This window comes from Streptomyces sp. NPDC014891 (genome assembly GCF_043081085.1).
GTDB lineage: Bacteria > Actinomycetota > Actinomycetes > Streptomycetales > Streptomycetaceae > Streptomyces.
On sequence record NZ_JBIBWF010000006.1, the window covers coordinates 132,377 to 150,039 of the forward strand.

The window sequence follows — 17,663 nt, forward strand, 5'->3', positions numbered from 1 at the left end:
GGGACGTAAGGGACGGGAGGCGGCGGGGGCCGGGACCACGCGTGCGCGTGGTCCCGGCCCCCGCCGTCGTACGGTCCGTCAGGCCAGCTTGGCCCGTACCGCGTCGAGCAGCGCGTCCACGGCGACCGCCTGCTGCTCGCCGGACTCCATGTCCTTGAGCTGGACGACGCCCTCGGCCAGGTCGCGCTCGCCGGCCACGACGGCGAGGCGGGCGCCCGAGCGGTTGGCGTCCTTCATCGCGCCCTTGAGGCCCTTGCCGCCGAAGGAGAAGTCCGCGGAGACGCCCTCCCGGCGCAGCTCGGTGACCTTGCCGAAGAGGATCCGGCGGGCCTCCTCGCCGATGGCCACCGCGAAGACGCTGGTGACGGCGGGGAGGTCGAGCTCGATGCCCTCGGCCTCCAGGGCGAGGACCGTGCGGTCCACCCCGAGGGCCCAGCCGACGGACGGCAGCGCGGGGCCGCCGATCATCTCGGAGAGGCCGTCGTAGCGGCCGCCGCCGCCGACCGCCGACTGCGAGCCGAGACCGCCGTGGACGAACTCGAAGGTCGTCCGGGTGTAGTAGTCCAGGCCGCGCACCAGCTTGGGGTCGTCCTCGAACTCCACGCCCGCCGCGGTGACCAGGGCGCGCACCTCCTCGTGGTACGCCTTGCACGCGTCGCAGAGGTAGTCGCCGAGCAGCGGGGCGCCGACGAGCTGCTTCTGGACGGACTCGCGCTTGTCGTCGAGGACCCGCAGCGGGTTGATCTCGGCGCGGCGCAGGGTCTCCTCGTCGAGGTCGAGCCCGCGCAGGAAGCCCTGGAGCGCCTCGCGGTAGACGGGGCGGCACTCCTTGTCGCCGAGCGAGTTCAGCAGGATGCGGAAGTCGCGCAGGCCCAGGGAGCGGTACGCCTGGTCGGCGAGGATGATCAGCTCGGCGTCGAGCGCCGGGTCCTCGGCGCCGATGGCCTCGGCGCCGACCTGCGAGAAGTGGCGGTAGCGGCCCGCCTGGGCCCGCTCGTAGCGGTAGTACGAGCCGGAGTACCAGAGCTTCACGGGGAGGTTGCCCTGCTTGTGCAGGTTGGCCTGGAGCGCCGCGCGGAGCACGGACGCGGTGCCCTCCGGACGGAGGGCGAGGTGGTCGTTGCCCTTCGTGGTGAGGGTGTACATCTCCTTGGTCACGATGTCGGTGGACTCGCCGACACCGCGGGAGAACAGCTCGACGTTCTCGAAGCCGGGCGTCTCGATGTAGCCGTAGCCGGAGTTCCTCAGCGGCGTGGAGATCGCGTCCCGGACCGCCAGGAAGGTGGCGGAGCGGGGCGGGATCAGGTCGTACGTGCCCTTGGGGGCCTGAAAGGTGCTCACGAAAGTCTGGTCACATTCCTCGTCGGGGAGCGTCCGTGCTGCCGCTCCCATGGCGGCTCGCGGCCACGTCCCGCAGATAGGGGTTCGTGGCGCGCTCCTGGCCGATGGTCGTCTGGGGACCGTGCCCCGACAGCACCACGGTCGAGTTGTCGAGCGGCAGGCACACACGGGCCAGCGAAGCGAGCATCTCGTCCATGTCACCGCCGGGCAGGTCGGTGCGTCCGATGGAGCCGGCGAACAGCAGGTCCCCGGAGAAGAACACGGAGGGGATCTCCGCGGTCTCCGGCATCCTGAAGGTCACCGACCCCTTGGTATGACCGGGCGCATGGGCGACGGAGAAGTCCAGACCGGCGAGCTTCAGCTCGGCGCCGTCCGCCAGCTCCCGCACGTCGTCGGGCTCTCCCACGGTCAGCTCGCCCATGAGGGGCATCCCGATGGAGCGGCCGAGGGCCTTCTCCGGGTCGCTCATCATGTAGCGGTCGGACGGGTGGATCCACGCGGGGACGTCATGGGCGCCGCACACCGGGACGACGGAGGCGACGTGGTCGATGTGTCCGTGGGTGAGGACGACGGCGACGGGCTTGAGCCGATGCTTGCGCAGCGTCTCCTCGACGCCCTGGGCGGCCTGGTGGCCCGGGTCGATGATCACGCACTCCTCGCCCGCGGCGGGGGCGACCACGTAGCAGTTGGTCCCCCAGGCCCCGGCGGGGAACCCGGCAATCAGCACGTTCGTCCTTAGATGTCGTCCGGCAGGGGCCGCGGGATTCGCGGAGAACACGGAATGCGGCAGATCAGAGCCTACCGGCGGTGCCGGTTCCACAGCCAACCCGTATACGGTACGGGCACACCCGGCCAGGACAGGAACAGACGAGCGACAGGAGCGGAACCGGTGGTCACCAGCGATCAGCGGCGGCGGCAGCTTGCCAGGGAGAAGTACGCGCGGCAGCAGCAGCGGCGGGAGGAGGCCCGGCTCAGGGCGAAGCGCCGCAACACCGTCGTCGCGGCCTCCCTCGCGGTGGTCCTCGCGGCGGGCGGCGCGGTGTACGCGTCCGTCAAGCTGACGGGCGACGACTCCAAGGACAACGCGAACCCCGAGAAGCCGGCGAGCAGCTCCTCCGCCGACCCGACGCCCTCCCGGAGCGAGTCTGCGAGCGCCGAGCCGAAGATGTCGGTGGACGCCAAGGGCACGTACGCCATGGCGCTCAAGACGAACGAGGGCGACATCACGATCACCATGGACGCGGCGAAGACCCCGCGCACGGTGAACTCCTTCTCGCACCTCGCCGGGAAGAAGTACTTCGACGGGACGAAGTGCCACCGCCTGACCACCAGCGGGATCTTCGTGCTCCAGTGCGGCGACCCCAAGGGCGACGGCACCGGCGGTCCGGGCTACACCATCCCGGACGAGAACCTGGACGCCCTGGGCAAGGCGGGCGCGGACGGCTCGGTCACCTACCCCGCGGGCACCGTGGCGATGGCGAACACCGGGCAGCCGGGCAGCGGCGGCTCGCAGTTCTTCCTCGTCTACAAGGACACCAAGCTGCCGCCCAGCTACACGCCGTTCGGGAAGATCGACCCGACCGGCCTCCAGGTGGTCGAGGACGTCGCCGCGGCCGGTGTCGCGGGCGGCGCCGGCGACGGCGCACCCAAGAAGGCCGTCACCATCGAGAAGGCGACCGTCGCGAAGCAGTGAGCCGGGGTCCGCACGCGCGCGTCACCGCGAATCTCGGTCGCGCTGAGTGCGGACAGCCGGGCCGCGGTTCGCCTAGATTGGCGTCGTGCAGCGTTGAGCCGTCGGCCGCGCTGCGGAAGGCGGGCGAGGCCCGCCGGGAAACTGTGGACGATGCCCGGGGGGTACCACCCCCCGACGGCATCATGGTGAGGAGGCGCTGTGAGCAGCGACCCGTGGGGCCGCGTCGACGAGACGGGCACCGTGTACGTGCGGACGGCCGAGGGCGAGAAGGTCGTCGGATCGTGGCAGGCCGGTACCCCTGAGGAGGCCCTGGCCTACTTCGAGCGCAAGTACGAGGGCCTGGTGGTCGAGATCGGCCTCCTCGAGAAGCGGGTGAAGACCACCGACCTCTCGGCGAAGGACGCCACCGCGGCGATCGAGCACATCCGGCAGCAGATCGACGAGCACCACGCCGTCGGCGACCTCGCCGCGCTCGCGACCCGTCTCGACAAGCTCGTCGAGACGGTCGACTCGCGCCGCGAGGAGCGCAAGGCCCAGAAGGCCAAGCAGACCGACGAGGCGCGCTCCGCCAAGGAGAAGCTCGTCACCGAGGCCGAGGAGCTGGCCCAGAGCGAGCAGTGGCGCTCCGCGGGCGAGCGGCTGCGGGCGCTCGTGGACACCTGGAAGGGCCTTCCCCGGCTCGACCGCAAGTCCGACGACGAGCTGTGGCACCGCTTCTCGCACGCCCGCTCGGCGTTCTCGAAGCGCCGCAAGGCCCACTTCGCCTCGCTGGACGCCCAGCGCGAGGACGCCCGCAAGGCCAAGGAGCGCCTGGTCGCCGAGGCGGAGTCGCTGTCGAACTCCACCGACTGGGGCGCCACGGCGGCCCGGTACCGCGACCTGATGACCGAGTGGAAGGCCGCCGGCCGCGCCCAGCGCGAGCACGAGGACGACCTGTGGAACCGCTTCCGCGGCGCCCAGGACGTCTTCTTCGCGGCGCGCAGCGAGGTCTTCGCCGAGCGGGACGCGGAGCAGACCGAGAACCTCAAGCTCAAGGAGGAGCTCGCGACCGAGGCCGAGAAGCTGCTGCCGGTGTCGGACCTGAAGGCGGCGCGTGCCGCCTTCCGCTCCCTCAACGAGCGGTGGGAGACCATCGGCCACGTCCCGCGTGACGCCCGGCCCAAGGTCGAGGGCCGGATGCACACGGTGGAGCGGGCCATCCAGGAGGCCGAGGAGGGCGAGTGGCGCCGGACGAACCCGGAGGCACGCGCGCGTGCCGCGGGTCTGACCGGCCAGCTCCAGGACGCCGTCGAGAAGCTGCGCAAGCAGATCGACGCGGCCCGCGCCGCCGGCAACGACGCCAAGGCCGACAAGCTCTCCCGCGAGCTGGAGGGCCGCCAGGCCCTGCTCGACCAGGCCCTGAAGGGCCTGGAGGAGTTCGGCGGCTGACCGTCGCCCCGTACGAGGAAGGCCCCCCGGCGCGCTGCCGGGGGGCCTTCCTCGTGTCGTCCGTACCCGCTCGCTACGGCCTGCGGGCCGAGGTCACACGGTACACGTCGTAGACGCCCTCCACGCCCCGCACGGCCTTCAGGACGTGACCCAGGTGCTTGGGGTCGCCCATCTCGAAGGTGAAGCGCGAGGTGGCCACCCGGTCGCGGGAGGTCTGGACGGCCGCGGACAGGATGTTGACGTGCTGGTCCGAGAGGACCCGGGTGACGTCCGAGAGCAGCCGCGACCGGTCCAGCGCCTCGACCTGGATGGCGACGAGGAAGACCGAGGACTGGGTGGGCGCCCACTCGACCTCCAGGATCCGCTCCGGCTCCCGGGAGAGGGACTCCACGTTGACGCAGTCGCTGCGGTGGACCGACACGCCGCTGCCGCGGGTGACGAAGCCGATGATCGGATCGCCGGGCACGGGGGTGCAGCAGCGGGCCAGCTTCACCCAGACGTCCTCGACGCCCTTGACGACGACACCCGGGTCGGCGCTGGAGCGGCGCTTGGAGCGGCCTCGGGCCGGCGGGGCGACCTCCTCGATGTCCTCGGTGGCGGCCTCCTCGCCGCCGAGCGCCTGGACCAGCTTCTGCACGATGGACTGGGCGGTGACGTGGCCCTCGCCGATCGCCGCGTACAGCGAGGAGATGTCGGTGTACCGCATCTCGTGGGCGAGGGTGACGAGGGAGTCGCCGGTGAGGATCCGCTGGATCGGCAGGTTCTGCTTGCGCATGGCCCGCGCGATGGCGTCCTTGCCCTGCTCGATGGCCTCGTCGCGGCGCTCCTTGGAGAACCAGGCGCGGATCTTGTTCCGGGCGCGCGGGGACTTGACGAAGCCCAGCCAGTCGCGGGAGGGCCCGGCGCCGGCGGCCTTGGAGGTGAAGACCTCGACCAGGTCGCCGTTGTCGAGGGTCGATTCGAGCGGCACGAGCCGTCCGTTGACCCGCGCTCCTATGGTGCGGTGACCGACCTCGGTGTGGACGGCGTACGAGAAGTCGACGGGGGTGGCGCCGGCGGGCAGAGCGATGACGTCGCCCTTGGGGGTGAAGACGAAGACCTCGTTGCGCGAGAGGTCGAAGCGCAGGGACTCCAGGAACTCGCTGGGGTCCTCGGTCTCCTTCTGCCAGTCGAGCAGCTGGCGCAGCCACGCCATGTCGTTGAGGTGGTCGTCCTTGCCGCCCTTCTTGGGGACGTCGGCGCGGACCTTGGAGGCGCCGGCGACGGCCTCCTGCTTGTACTTCCAGTGCGCCGCGATGCCGTACTCGGCGCGGCGGTGCATGTCGAAGGTGCGGATCTGCAGTTCGACGGGCTTGCCGTTGGGTCCGATGACCGTCGTGTGCAGCGACTGGTACATGTTGAACTTCGGCATCGCGATGTAGTCCTTGAACCGGCCGGGGACCGGGTTCCATCGCGCGTGGACGGTGCCGAGGGCGGCGTAGCAGTCGCGGACCGTGTCGACCAGGACGCGGATGCCCACCAGGTCGTAGATCTCCGCGAAGTCGCGACCGCGGACGATCATCTTCTGGTAGACGCTGTAGTAGTGCTTGGGGCGGCCGGTGACGGTGGCCTTGATACGGGCGGCGCGCAGGTCGGTCTGGACCTCGTCGGTCACTATCGCGAGGTACTCGTCCCGCTTGGGGGCGCGCTCGGCGACGAGCCGGACGATCTCGTCGTACATCTTGGGGTAGAGGATCGCGAAGGCGAGGTCCTCCAGCTCCCACTTGATGGTGTTCATGCCCAGCCGGTGGGCCAGGGGCGCGTAGATCTCGAGGGTCTCGCGGGCCTTCTTCTCCTGCTTCTCCCGCTTGAGGTAGCGCATGGTGCGCATGTTGTGCAGGCGGTCGGCGAGCTTGATGACCAGGACGCGCGGGTCCTTGGCCATGGCGACGACCATCTTGCGGACGGTCTCGGCCTGGGCGGCCTCGCCGAACTTGACCTTGTCGAGCTTGGTGACGCCGTCGACGAGCAGCGCGACCTGGTCGCCGAAGTCACGACGGAGGGTGTCCAGGCCGTACTCGGTGTCCTCGACGGTGTCGTGGAGCAGGCCGGCCATCAGGGTCGCCGGGTCCATGCCGAGCTCGGCGAGGATGGTGGTCACCGCGAGCGGGTGCGTGATGTACGGGTCGCCGCTCTTGCGCTTCTGGCCGCGGTGCCAGCGCTCGGCGACCTGGTAGGCCCGCTCGACCTGGCGAAGCGTCGCCGTCTCGATCTTGGGGTCGTTGGAGCGGACGATCCGCAGCAGCGGTTCGAGGACCGGGTTGTACGGGGAGGAGCGCTGGACGCCGAGGCGGGCGAGGCGGGCGCGGACGCGGTTGGACGAGCCGCCCGAGCGCGCGGGCGCCGCCGGGGCGGGGCGCGTGGGGGCCGGGGCCTCGGGGGCCGGGGCCTTGGGAGCCTGCGACGCGGCAGGCGGGGGCCCGGTCTCCGCGGGCTTGTTCTGGGGCGTGCCGGTCCCGGGCGCGGCCTTCTCGGCCTTCGGGTCGGGCTGCGCGGCGGAGAGTGACTGGGCCTCGTCTGGCAAGAGCGCTCCTCTGGGGTCCCCCCGGACGGAGTCTGGGGGAGGCACCGGGTCCCCCGGTCAGGCCCGGAAAGGCCATGGTATCGAGCCCGGACACGCGCTGCTCACGCGGCCGGGGCGCGGACGGGTCCGGCGGGGGTGCGCCGGACCCCACCGGTCCGCGGACCTGGGCACTCGGGAAAACCGGCGGGGCGCCCCGGGGATTCCCCGGAGCGCCCCGTGCGGGGTGGAGCCCGATGTCAGACGGTGATCAGCGCCGTGAGCGGAGCGCCGTTCAGGGCCGGCTCCAGCCGGGCCCGGCCCGGCAGGAAGCCGAGCTCCATCAGGACCGCGACGCCCGCCACCTCGGCACCCGCGCGGCGGATGAGCTCGACGGAGGCCTCGGCCGTGCCGCCGGTGGCGAGGACGTCGTCGATGACCATGACGCGGTCGCCCGCGGCCAGGTCCTCGGCGTGCACCTCGATCTCGGCGGTGCCGTACTCCAGCTCGTACGCCTGGCGGAGCGTGGCCCCGGGGAGCTTGCCGGCCTTGCGGACCGGGACGAAGCCCAGGCCCGCGCGGACGGCCACCGGGGCGGCCAGGATGAAGCCGCGCGCCTCCAGGCCGACGATCTTCGTCGCGCCGTGCGCGGAGCACAGCCCGGCGAGGGCGTCGGTGAGGGCCGTGAACGCCTCGGGGTCCGCGAGCAGCGGCGTGATGTCCTTGAACAGCACGCCGGGCTTCGGGTAGTCCGGTACGTCGCGGATGCGGCTGAGCAGGAGGCCGGTGACGTCCTGGGCCTCGGCGGTCATCCTCGCTGCTCCGTGGAGCGGCCGCGACGGCTCGCCCGCGGGCCGACGACGGCGATCTCGTTGTCGTCGGCGCGGTCGTCCGCTCCGTCGTACGCCTCTCCCTTGGCGGCCGCACCGGCCCGCTTCGCGAGGACGCGCTTCTTCAGGGCCTTGATCGCCGGGTCGCGCTCCTTGAGGTCGGCGACCAGCGGGGTGGCGATGAAGATCGAGGAGTACGCACCGGCCGCGAGGCCGACGAACAGCGACAGCGAGATGTCGTTCAGCATGCCGGCGCCGAGGACCCCGCCGCCGATGAAGAGCAGGCCGGCGACCGGCAGCAGCGCGACGACGGTGGTGTTGATGGAACGGACCAGGGTGCCGTTGATCGAGCGGTTGGCCAGCTCGCTGTACGTGAAGCGGGTCTGCTTCGTGATGTCCTTCGTCTGCTCCTTGAGGGAGTCGAAGACGACGACTGTGTCGTACAGCGAATAACCGAGGATCGTCAGCAGGCCGATCACCGTGCCGACGGTGACCTCGAAGCCGACCAGCGAGTAGATGCCGACCGTGATCGTGAGGTCGTGGATCAGCGCGATGAGCGCCGCGACCGCCATTCTCCACTCGAAGGCGATGGCCAGGTAGATCACCACGAGGATCATGAAGACCCCCAGGCCGGTCCAGGCCTTGGTGGCGATCTGCTCGCCCCAGCTGGGACCGACCAGCTCCGCCGCGATCTTGTCCTCGGCGACGTTCAGGTCCTTGGCGAGCTCCGTGCGGACCTTGTCGGACTGTGCGGTGTCGAGGCCGCCGACCTGGATGCGGAGGGTGCCGTTGCCGAGCTGCTGGACGATCGCGTCGTGGCCGGAGGCCTCTTCCGCGTACTCCTGGGCCTGGCTGACGGTGACGTCCGACTTCGGGGTCGTGAAGACGGCGCCGCCCTGGAACTCGATGCCCATGTTGAGGCCGCGGACGGCCAGGGCGACGATGGCGGTGATGGTGATCAGGATGGACAGGCCATACCAGATCTTGCGGTTGCCGATGAAGTCGTAGCCGACCTCACCACGGTGGAGCCGGGCGCCGAGATCGCCGAGCTTCGACATCTCACGCCTCCTTCGGGTCGACAGGGCCAGCGGCAGAGGCATGGGCACGGCGGGTGCGGCGCAGCGGCGGCTTGGCGCCGAGCCGCTTCGGGTCCAGTCCGGACCAGGCGTGGCCGTCGCCGAAGAACTTGGTCCGCGCGAGGAGCGTCATGACCGGCTTGGTGAAGAGGAACACCACGACGACGTCGAGCAGCGTGGTCAGGCCGAGCGTGAACGCGAAGCCCTGGACCTTGCCGACGGTGACGATGAAGAGCACCGCCGCGGCCAGGAACGACACGAAGTCGGAGACCAGGATGGTGCGGCGGGCGCGCGGCCAGGCGCGCTCGACGGCCGGGCGGAGCGTGCGGCCCTCGCGGAGCTCGTCGCGGATGCGCTCGAAGTACACGATGAACGAGTCCGCGGTGATGCCGATGGCGACGATGGCGCCGCAGACGGCCGGCAGGTTCAGCGCGAAGCCGATGGCCGGGCCGAGCAGGGCCATGATCACGTAGGTGAGCAGCGCGGAGACGCCGAGGCTCAGGATGGCGATCAGCGACAGGCCGCGGTAGTAGGCGACCAGGTAGATGATGACCAGACCGAGGCCGATGGCGCCGGCGATCAGGCCGGCCTCCAGCTGCTCGCCGCCGAGCGCGGCGGTGACCGTGTCGACGCTCTGCGTCTCGAAGGTCAGCGGCAGGGCACCGTACGACAGGATGTTGCCGAGGTCCTGGGCCGACTGCTGGTTGAAGTTGCCGGAGATCTCGGCACTGGCGCTCAGCGTCTGGCGCACCGACGGGGCCGAGACGACCTCGCCGTCCAGGACGATCGCGAAGCGGTTCTGCGGGTCGGCCTGCGAGGACAGCTTGCCGGTGATCGCCTGGAACTTCTTCGAACCGGCGTCCGTGAAGTCCATGGTGACGATCCACATGCCGCGCTGCTGGTCGAGCTGGCCCTTGGCGTCGTCGACGTCGCGGCCCTCGACCTCGGCCGGGCCGAGGAGGTACTTCGACCAGACGCCGGGGGCGTCCTCGCCGCAGGCGACGGTCGGCTCGCTGGGCTTGACGCCCTGGCCGGCGGAGGTGCGCTGCTTGGGGTCGAGGCAGTTCAGGGAGGTGTACTTCTCCTGGAGCGCCGCGGTGGCGGCGTCCGGCGTCGGGGTCGCCGACGGGGTTCCGCTGGCCTTCGGGGTCCCGGATGCCTTCGGCGTCCCGGAGGCGCTGCCGGTCGGCGTGGGGGTGGGGCTCGGGGCCTTGAGGGCCTCGGTGAGCGCGCGGCCCTGGGCCGAGCCGGTGGCCGAAGGGGTGGCCGGCTTCTCGCCCGCGGTCGGGCCGGAGGCGGAGGAGGACGGCTTCGGCGTGGTGGAGGGAGAACCGGAGGAGCCGGCGGTGGGCGCCGGGGCGGGTCCGCCGTTCGTCACCGCGAGAACGGGCCGGAAGTAGAGCTGGGCGGTGGTACCGACCTGCTCCCGGGCCTGCTTCTCGTTCGTCCCGCGAGGGATGTTGACGATGATGTTCTCTTTGCCCTGCGTCTGGACCTCGGCCTCGGAGACACCGAGACCGTTGACCCGGCGCTCGATGATGCCGACGGCGGTGTTCATGTTGGTCTCGTTGACCGCCGACTCCTGGCCGGGCTCAGCCTTGGCCTTGAGCGTGATCGACGTACCGCCGGCGAGGTCGATGCCCAGGCGCGGGGTGGTGTGCCCCGACCAGAACATGCCGCCGGTGAGCGCGACCATGGCGATCAGGATGAGTGCCAGGGCGCGGCCCGGCCGGCTCTGTCCCCCCGCCGGCCTTCGGCCCTTCTTCGGTGCTGCCACCTGTCGTATCTCCCTGTCCAACCGTCCCGCGCCGGGTGTGCGCGGGACGGCCACGAAGTGTGTGTGGGGACCTTCCCCCGCAGACGTGGAACCGTTCCGGGAACCGCGCACGCCGGTGGGCGCGCGCGGTGTCCTCGGCCGCGACTACTTCGCGTCGGTCTCGCCGTCGGCCTTGCCGTCCTTCTGGCCCTCCGCGGCGTCGGCGACGTCCGACTTCTTCGTCAGATCGGCCTTCGGCGCGTCCTCGGGGGTCTCCGCGGCATCGGCGGTCTCGGTCAGGGACGAGGCGTCGTCCGGCACGACGGTGCCGGTGTCCGCGTCCTCGTCGTCACCGTGGACGATGCGGTTGTACTCGGAGTCCTGAAGGACGGCGCCGATCGCGTTCTTCGCGTAGACGGCGTGCACGCCGGGCGCGACCTCGAGGAGGACGGTCTCGTCGCCGATCTCCTTGACGGTGGCGTACATCCCCCCGATCGTCCGTACGCCGGTGCCGGGCTGCATCTCGTCGCGCATCTGCGCCGCCGCCTGCTGCTTCTTCTTGGCGGAGCGGGTCATCAGGAACATGGCCCCGATGAGGACGATGAAGGGGAGGAGGGTCACGATGCTCACGGGACGGGTTTCCTTCGCACGGTCGCGGAGAACCCGCGGCCTGATCTTCGGGGGTGGGCGCGCCGACCAGAAAGGGCGGCAACGGCGGAGTCTAGGCGAGTCCGCATCGACTGAACAACGTCCAGCATCGCACCCCGGTTCCTGTCCGGGCGAGTGTCAGCACCGTCACGCCCCGAAGAGCCCCTGTTGTCCCTTTCCCGGAGCGCTCCCGGGGATTCCCGGGCCCGCTGCCTGCGGTGGAACCAGTCCGAGGTGCGCCCATGCCGCGGGAGTGGCGACCCGGCCACGGGGCGTACGGGCCAGCAGACCCTCCCGTACGAGGAAGGGTTCGGCGACCTCCTCGACGGTCTCGCGCTCCTCCCCCACCGCGACGGCGAGGGTCGAGAGGCCGACCGGGCCGCCGCCGAAGAGCTTGAGCAGGGCCTCCAGGACGGCCCGGTCGAGCCGGTCGAGGCCGCGGCCGTCGACCTCGTAGACGCTGAGGGCGGCCTCGGCGATCTGCCGGGTGATGGCGCCGTCCGCCTTGACCTGGGCGTAGTCGCGGACGCGGCGGAGCAGCCGGTTGGCGATGCGGGGGGTTCCGCGGGAGCGGCCGGCGATCTCGGCGGCCCCGGCCGGGTCGATCTCGACGTCGAGGAGTCCGGCGGAGCGGTGGACGACCCGCTGGAGCTCGGCCGGTTCGTAGAACTCCATGTGGCCGGTGAAGCCGAAGCGGTCGCGCAGCGGCGGCGGCAGCAGTCCGGCCCGGGTGGTGGCGCCGACCAGGGTGAACGGCGGGAGTTCGAGCGGGATGGCGGTGGCGCCGGGGCCCTTGCCGACGATGACGTCGACGCGGAAGTCCTCCATCGCCATGTAGAGCATCTCCTCGGCGGGCCGGGACATCCGGTGGATCTCGTCGAGGAAGAGGATCTCGCCCTCCTGGAGGGAGGAGAGGATCGCGGCGAGGTCGCCGGCGTGCTGGATGGCGGGGCCCGAGGTGATGCGGATCGGGGCGTTCATCTCGGCGGCGATGATCATCGACAGGGTGGTCTTGCCGAGGCCGGGGGCGCCGGAGAGCAGCACGTGGTCGGCGGTGGCACCGCGCTGGCGGGCGGCCTTGAGCACCAGGTCGAGCTGCTGGCGGACCTTCTCCTGGCCGACGAACTCGCTGAGGTCCTTGGGCCGCAGGGCCGCCTCGACGGCCTGGTCGTCCCCCTCGGCCGATGCCCCGACGATGCGCGCCTCGTCCTCGCCGGTGGTCTCGTCGTCCCAGTTCACGGATGTTCTGCCTTCTCGGTGGTGGTGCGGTGGTCTGTGCGGCGGGCCGGCGGTCCCGGCGGGGCGGCTCCCCCGCCCCGCGCGGCCGGTCCCGTCAGCGGGCGCGGTTCAGGGACTGCAGGGCCGCCCGCAGCAGCTGCGGCACCGGCGCCGAGCCGCCCGCGGCGATGGCCTCCTCCGCCTGCGGCGTCACCGCCGCCACCGCCTCCTCCGCCTCGCGGGAGGCGTAGCCGAGGCCGATGAGGGCGGCGGCCAGCTGCTCCGTCCACGGCGCCGGGCCGGCGGCCGCGGCCCGCTGCGCGCCGACCATGCCGCTGCTGCCGAGCGGGGCGCCGAGCTTGTCCTTCAGTTCGAGGAGGAGTTTCTGCGCGCCCTTCTTGCCGATGCCGGGGACGGCGGTGAGGGCCTTCTCGTCGCCGGTGGAGACGGCGACGCGCAGGGCGTCGGGGCTGTGCACCCCGAGCATGGCCTGGGCGAGGCGGGGGCCGACGCCGCTGGCGGTCTGGAGGAGCTCGAAGACCTGCCGCTCGTCGTCGTCGGCGAAGCCGTACAGGGTGAGGGAGTCCTCCCGTACGACGAGGGAGGTGGCAAGCCGGGCGTCCTCGCCGATCCGGAGTGCCGCGAGCGTGCCCGGGGTGCACTGGACGGCCATGCCCACGCCGCCGACCTCGATGACGGCCGTGGTGGGGGCGAGCGCGGCGACCGGGCCGCTGACGAAGGCGATCATCGGGTTCGGCCTTTCACTGCGGCCGCCTGCCGCGCGACCGCCTGCTGGAGGCGGTTCTCGGCGACGGCCTGCTGGAGACGGTTCTGGGCGGGGGCGCGCCAGATGTGGCAGATGGCGAGGGCGAGGGCGTCGGCGGCGTCGGCCGGTTTGGGGGGCGCGGAGAGCCGGAGCAGCCGGGTCACCATGGCGCCGACCTGTGCCTTGTCGGCGCGTCCGCTGCCGGTGACCGCGGCCTTGACCTCGCTGGGGGTGTGCAGGGCGACGGGGATGCCGCGGCGGGAGGCGCAGAGCATGGCGACGGCGCTGGCCTGGGCGGTGCCCATCACCGTACGCACGTTGTGCTGGCTGAACACCCGCTCCACCGCGACGAGTTCGGGCGAGAAGCGGTCGAGCCACTCCTCGATGCCGCGCTCGATGCCCACCAGGCGCAGCCCGATGTCGTCGTCCGCGGCGGTCCGCACCACCCCGACGCCGAGCATGGTGAGGGGACGTCCGGCCACCCCCTCGACGACGCCGACGCCGCACCGGGTCAGGCCCGGGTCCACCCCGAGAACACGCACGCCGCGCCCCCTTCTCGCTCACCTGTTTGTGCAGGCTATCGGCTGCCACCGACAACGCCGCACGAACGACAGCGGGCCGACGGGGGCGTGTCCCCGTCGGCCCGCTGTGCGGCCGCCTCGTTCGGCGGCCCCGATCAGGCGTCGACCTTCGCCATGACCTCGTCGCTGACGTCGAAGTTGGCGAAGACGTTCTGCACGTCGTCGCTGTCCTCCAGCGCGTCGATCAGCTTGAAGATCTTGCGCGCGCCCTCTTCGTCGAGCTCGACCTGCATGGTCGGGACGAAGCTGGACTCGGCCGAGTCGTAGTCGATGCCGGCCTCCTGGAGCGCGGTGCGGACCGCGACCAGGTCGGTGGCCTCGCTGATGATCTCGAAGGACTCGCCGAGGTCGTTGACCTCCTCGGCGCCGGCCTCCAGCACCGACTCCAGGACGTCGTCCTCGCTCAGCTCGCCCTTGGGGAGCACGATGACGCCCTTGCGGTTGAACAGGTACGAGACCGAGCCCGGGTCGGCCATCGAGCCGCCGTTGCGGGTCATGGCGACGCGCACGTCGGAGGCGGCGCGGTTGCGGTTGTCGGTGAGGCACTCGATGAGCACCGCGACACCGTTCGGACCGTAGCCCTCGTACATGATCGTCTCGTAGTCGGCGCCGCCGGCCTCGAGACCCGCACCGCGCTTGAGCGCGGAGTCGATGTTCTTGTTCGGGACCGACTGCTTCTTCGCCTTCTGGACGGCGTCGAACAGCGTCGGGTTGCCGTCCAGGTCGGCGCCGCCCGTGCGGGCCGCGACCTCGATGTTCTTGATCAGCTTCGCGAAGAGCTTGCCGCGCTTGGCGTCGATCACGGCCTTCTTGTGCTTCGTCGTAGCCCATTTAGAGTGGCCGGACATCTGCCTGTCTCCTTCGCGTAACCCATTTCTGAACGAACCCCAGAGATCCTACCGGGATCGGATCAGCGTGCCGCGCGCACCATGTCGACGAACAGGGCGTGAATGCGGTGATCCCCGGTGAGCTCCGGGTGGAACGAGGTCGCGAGGGCCCGTCCCTGCCGTACGGCGACGATGTGGCCCTCGTGCTCGGCGAGCACCTCGACCTCGGCGCCGACGGACTCCACCCAGGGGGCCCGGATGAAGACGCCCTCGACGGGGCCGTCCTCGATGCCCGCGACGGTGACGCCGGCCTCGAAGGACTCGTTCTGCCGCCCGAAGGCGTTGCGGCGGACGATCATCTCGATGCCGCCGAAGGTCTCCTGGCCCGAGCGCGGGTCGAGGATCTTCTCGGCGAGCATGATCAGACCGGCGCAGGTGCCGTAGACCGGCAGGCCGGCGGCGATGCGCTCGCGCAGCGGCTCCGCCATGCCGAACAGCTCGGCCAGCTTGGAGATGGTGGTGGACTCCCCGCCGGGGATGACCAGACCGTCGATCTCGGCCAGCTCTTCGGGGCGCCGGACCGGCCTGGCCACGGCGTCGGCCGCGGCCAGGGCGATCAGGTGCTCCCGTACGTCGCCCTGGAGCGCCAGGACACCGATCACGGGTGTGCTCATCAGTGGTTACCAGCCGCGGTTGGCGTAGCGCTCGGACTCGGGGAGGGTGTCGCAGTTGATGCCGACCATGGCCTCGCCCAGGTTGCGGGAGGCGTCCGCGATGATCTTCGGGTCGTCGTAGAAGGTGGTGGCCTTCACGATGGCGGCGGCGCGCTTGGCCGGGTCGCCGGACTTGAAGATGCCGGAGCCGACGAAGACGCCCTCGGCGCCGAGCTGGCGCATGAGCGCGGCGTCGGCGGGGGTGGCGACACCACCGGCGGAGAACAGCACGACCGGCAGCTTGCCGAGCTCGGCGACCTCCTTGACGAGCTCGTACGGGGCGCGCAGGTCCTTGGCGGCGGCGAAGAGCTCGTTGTTGTCGAAGCCGCGCAGCCTGGCGATCTCGTTCTTGATCTGGCGCAGGTGGCGGACGGCCTCGACGACGTTGCCGGTGCCGGCCTCGCCCTTGGAGCGGATCATGGCCGCGCCCTCGGCGATGCGGCGCAGGGCCTCGCCCAGGTTGGTGGCGCCGCAGACGAAGGGGGTCGTGAAGGCCCACTTGTCGGAGTGGTTGACCTCGTCGGCCGGGGTGAGGACCTCGGACTCGTCGATGTAGTCGACGCCGAGGGACTGCAGGACCTGGGCCTCGACGAAGTGGCCGATGCGGGACTTGGCCATCACGGGGATGGAGACCGCGCCGATGATCTCCTCGATCATGTTCGGGTCGGACATGCGGGCCACGCCGCCGTCCTTGCGGATGTCCGCGGGGACCCGCTCCAGGGCCATGACGGCCACGGCGCCGGCGTCCTCGGCGATCTTCGCCTGCTCGGCGTTGACGACGTCCATGATCACGCCGCCCTTGAGCTGCTCGGCCATGCCGCGCTTCACACGGGCGGTGCCGGTCTCGGGGGACTGCGGGGAAACGGAAGGCGTGGTGGACACGGGGACCTCACTCGTGACAACGGGGGTTGACGACTAGGTCGAGGAAACAGTCCACCTGCAGTCCACAGCAAGGGCCAATGTGGACCCGGTGGATCGTTTTCGCAGGCTGAGAGCGTCAGGCCGGGCGGTCGGCAAGGGCCACCGGCGCTTCGTCGTCCATTTCGAAGGCCAGCGGGAAGGGCGCGTGGCCCGCGAGCCGGAGCCAGCGGACCGTGCGGTGGCGCCGCAGGGCGCGCGCGGCGCGCACGGCGTCGTTGTGGAAGCGGCGGGCCATCGGCACCCGGCGGACGGACGCCGCCAGCTCCTCCGCGGCCTCCACCCCGCCCGGGGCCTCCCGTACGAGCTCCACCTGCTCGGGCTCGCCGAACACCACCCGCAGGGCCTGGCTCAGCTCGCTCTCGGCGACCTCCCGGTGGTCCTCCTCGGCCTGCCGCGCGGCGTGCGCGGCCTCGTACAGCACGATCGAGGCGGCCGGGTCGAGGACGCCGGAGGTGGCCAGTTCCTGGGTGACCGAGGCCCGGCGCAGCAACTGCGCGTCCAGGGCCGCGCGGGCGGCGTCGATGCGGGAGTGCAGCCGGTCGAGCCGGCCGGCGGTCCAGCTGAGGTAGACGCCGACGAGGATCAGCGCGACGACGGTCCAGATCAGGGTTTCGGTCACGGGCGGAAAGGCTACCGGGGCGGCGGCAGCACCCCTTCCCACAGGTCGTGGTCGTGGGCGAACAGGACGCGTGCGGGGCGGCCCGCGCCGAGCTCGGCGAGCCGGTCGAGCCACGGGCGGTGGGGGACGCCGAACTCGTGCGCGAAGTCGTACGCCTGTCCGGCGAGGACCGTGACGCGGTCGCCGTGGTCGAGGAACAGCGACTGGTGCCCCGCGGTGTGGCCGGGGGTGGGCACGATCAGCGCGCCCGGCGCGATCTCGTGCTCGCCGTCGAGCTCCTGGTAGCGGACGCCGGGCAGCAGCGAGTCGATGGTGTGCCCGCCGGCGCGGGCCAGGGCGAGTTCGGTTCTCTGGACGAGGACGGGGGTGTCGGGGAAGCGCTGGTTGCCGCCGATGTGATCGAAGTGCAGATGGCAGTTCACGACGGTGTCCACGTCCCCGGGACCGACGGCGAGCGGCGTGCGGACGGGCCGGTAGTGGGCATCGGTCTCGGCGGAACCGGTGCCCATGCCGGTGTCGAAGAGGAGCCGCACGCCCGCGTGGCGCACGAGGTACCCGAGGACGGGTTCCACGCGCGCGTGGGGGCCATCGCACTCCTCGGCGGGGCGCGTGAAGTGCCCGAGGTCGAGACGGGTGATCGCATCCATGGGGGCGAGCCTGCCCCCGGCGGTCCGTCGTGGGTGGGCGTTCCGCCCGGGGCGGAACGA

General features: G+C 71.5%; 17 protein-coding genes. 2 read left to right on the forward strand and 15 right to left on the reverse strand.

Annotation, left to right across the window (positions count from 1 at the left end; translation table 11 throughout):
* Nucleotides 1-78: 78 nt before the first annotated feature.
* A complete protein-coding gene (gene hisS / locus ACF09E_RS18995) occupies nucleotides 79-1,341 on the reverse strand; it encodes a histidine--tRNA ligase (protein WP_361852402.1) in 1,263 nt (420 codons plus the stop codon).
* Nucleotides 1,342-1,351: 10 nt separating this feature from the next.
* A complete protein-coding gene (locus tag ACF09E_RS19000; RefSeq protein ID WP_392206205.1) occupies nucleotides 1,352-2,068 on the reverse strand; it encodes an MBL fold metallo-hydrolase in 717 nt (238 codons plus the stop codon).
* A gap of 162 nt (nucleotides 2,069-2,230) precedes the next feature.
* Here ACF09E_RS19000 and ACF09E_RS19005 point away from each other — a divergent pair, with 162 nt between their 5' ends.
* Entirely contained in the window at nucleotides 2,231-3,034 is an 804-nt protein-coding gene (locus ACF09E_RS19005; RefSeq protein WP_392206206.1) for a peptidylprolyl isomerase, read from the forward strand.
* A gap of 198 nt (nucleotides 3,035-3,232) precedes the next feature.
* On the forward strand, nucleotides 3,233-4,462 hold the full coding sequence (locus ACF09E_RS19010; RefSeq protein ID WP_392206207.1) for a DUF349 domain-containing protein: 1,230 nt from the start codon (nucleotides 3,233-3,235) through the stop codon (nucleotides 4,460-4,462).
* Between the two features lie 73 nt (nucleotides 4,463-4,535).
* On the opposite strand, the gene ACF09E_RS19015 is transcribed toward ACF09E_RS19010, so the two are convergent.
* The 13 genes from ACF09E_RS19015 to ACF09E_RS19075 all read right to left on the reverse strand — a co-directional run bounded on the left by ACF09E_RS19015 (nucleotide 4,536) and on the right by ACF09E_RS19075 (nucleotide 17,603).
* On the reverse strand, nucleotides 4,536-7,025 hold the full coding sequence (locus ACF09E_RS19015) for a RelA/SpoT family protein (RefSeq protein ID WP_392206208.1): 2,490 nt from the start codon (nucleotides 7,023-7,025) through the stop codon (nucleotides 4,536-4,538).
* 236 nt (nucleotides 7,026-7,261) lie between these two features.
* Nucleotides 7,262-7,813 carry an adenine phosphoribosyltransferase gene (locus tag ACF09E_RS19020; protein WP_361846472.1) on the reverse strand — a complete coding sequence of 184 codons (552 nt, stop codon included), beginning with the start codon at nucleotides 7,811-7,813 and terminating at the stop codon, nucleotides 7,262-7,264.
* Nucleotides 7,810-8,889: a protein translocase subunit SecF gene (gene secF / locus ACF09E_RS19025; RefSeq protein WP_361846474.1), complete on the reverse strand. Its 1,080-nt coding sequence runs from the start codon at nucleotides 8,887-8,889 to the stop codon at nucleotides 7,810-7,812. The genes ACF09E_RS19020 and secF overlap by 4 nt, the downstream gene beginning before the upstream one ends.
* A gap of 1 nt (nucleotide 8,890) precedes the next feature.
* Entirely contained in the window at nucleotides 8,891-10,684 is a 1,794-nt protein-coding gene (gene secD, locus ACF09E_RS19030) for a protein translocase subunit SecD (protein WP_392206209.1), read from the reverse strand.
* Nucleotides 10,685-10,828: 144 nt separating this feature from the next.
* On the reverse strand, nucleotides 10,829-11,293 hold the full coding sequence (yajC, locus tag ACF09E_RS19035) for a preprotein translocase subunit YajC (protein WP_392206210.1): 465 nt from the start codon (nucleotides 11,291-11,293) through the stop codon (nucleotides 10,829-10,831).
* A gap of 165 nt (nucleotides 11,294-11,458) precedes the next feature.
* A complete protein-coding gene (gene ruvB, locus ACF09E_RS19040; protein ID WP_392206211.1) occupies nucleotides 11,459-12,550 on the reverse strand; it encodes a Holliday junction branch migration DNA helicase RuvB in 1,092 nt (363 codons plus the stop codon).
* A 94-nt stretch (nucleotides 12,551-12,644) separates the two neighbouring features.
* Nucleotides 12,645-13,277, reverse strand: a complete 633-nt coding sequence (gene ruvA / locus ACF09E_RS19045) for a Holliday junction branch migration protein RuvA (RefSeq protein ID WP_392206212.1) — start codon at nucleotides 13,275-13,277, stop codon at nucleotides 12,645-12,647.
* Nucleotides 13,274-13,837, reverse strand: a complete 564-nt coding sequence (gene ruvC / locus ACF09E_RS19050) for a crossover junction endodeoxyribonuclease RuvC (protein ID WP_361846482.1) — start codon at nucleotides 13,835-13,837, stop codon at nucleotides 13,274-13,276. Before ruvC ends, ruvA begins: the two co-directional genes overlap by 4 nt.
* A gap of 134 nt (nucleotides 13,838-13,971) precedes the next feature.
* Nucleotides 13,972-14,724: a YebC/PmpR family DNA-binding transcriptional regulator gene (locus ACF09E_RS19055; protein ID WP_361846484.1), complete on the reverse strand. Its 753-nt coding sequence runs from the start codon at nucleotides 14,722-14,724 to the stop codon at nucleotides 13,972-13,974.
* Nucleotides 14,725-14,786: 62 nt separating this feature from the next.
* Nucleotides 14,787-15,377: a pyridoxal 5'-phosphate synthase glutaminase subunit PdxT gene (pdxT, locus tag ACF09E_RS19060; RefSeq protein WP_392206213.1), complete on the reverse strand. Its 591-nt coding sequence runs from the start codon at nucleotides 15,375-15,377 to the stop codon at nucleotides 14,787-14,789.
* A 6-nt stretch (nucleotides 15,378-15,383) separates the two neighbouring features.
* Nucleotides 15,384-16,298 (reverse strand): pyridoxal 5'-phosphate synthase lyase subunit PdxS, encoded by a 915-nt coding sequence (gene pdxS, locus ACF09E_RS19065; RefSeq protein ID WP_030204560.1) that lies wholly within the window; start codon nucleotides 16,296-16,298, stop codon nucleotides 15,384-15,386.
* Nucleotides 16,299-16,413: 115 nt separating this feature from the next.
* Complete coding sequence (locus ACF09E_RS19070; protein WP_361846488.1) at nucleotides 16,414-16,956, reverse strand: hypothetical protein; 543 nt, start codon at nucleotides 16,954-16,956, stop codon at nucleotides 16,414-16,416.
* A gap of 11 nt (nucleotides 16,957-16,967) precedes the next feature.
* Nucleotides 16,968-17,603, reverse strand: a complete 636-nt coding sequence (locus tag ACF09E_RS19075) for an MBL fold metallo-hydrolase (protein ID WP_392206214.1) — start codon at nucleotides 17,601-17,603, stop codon at nucleotides 16,968-16,970.
* Between the last annotated feature and the right edge of the window lie 60 nt (nucleotides 17,604-17,663).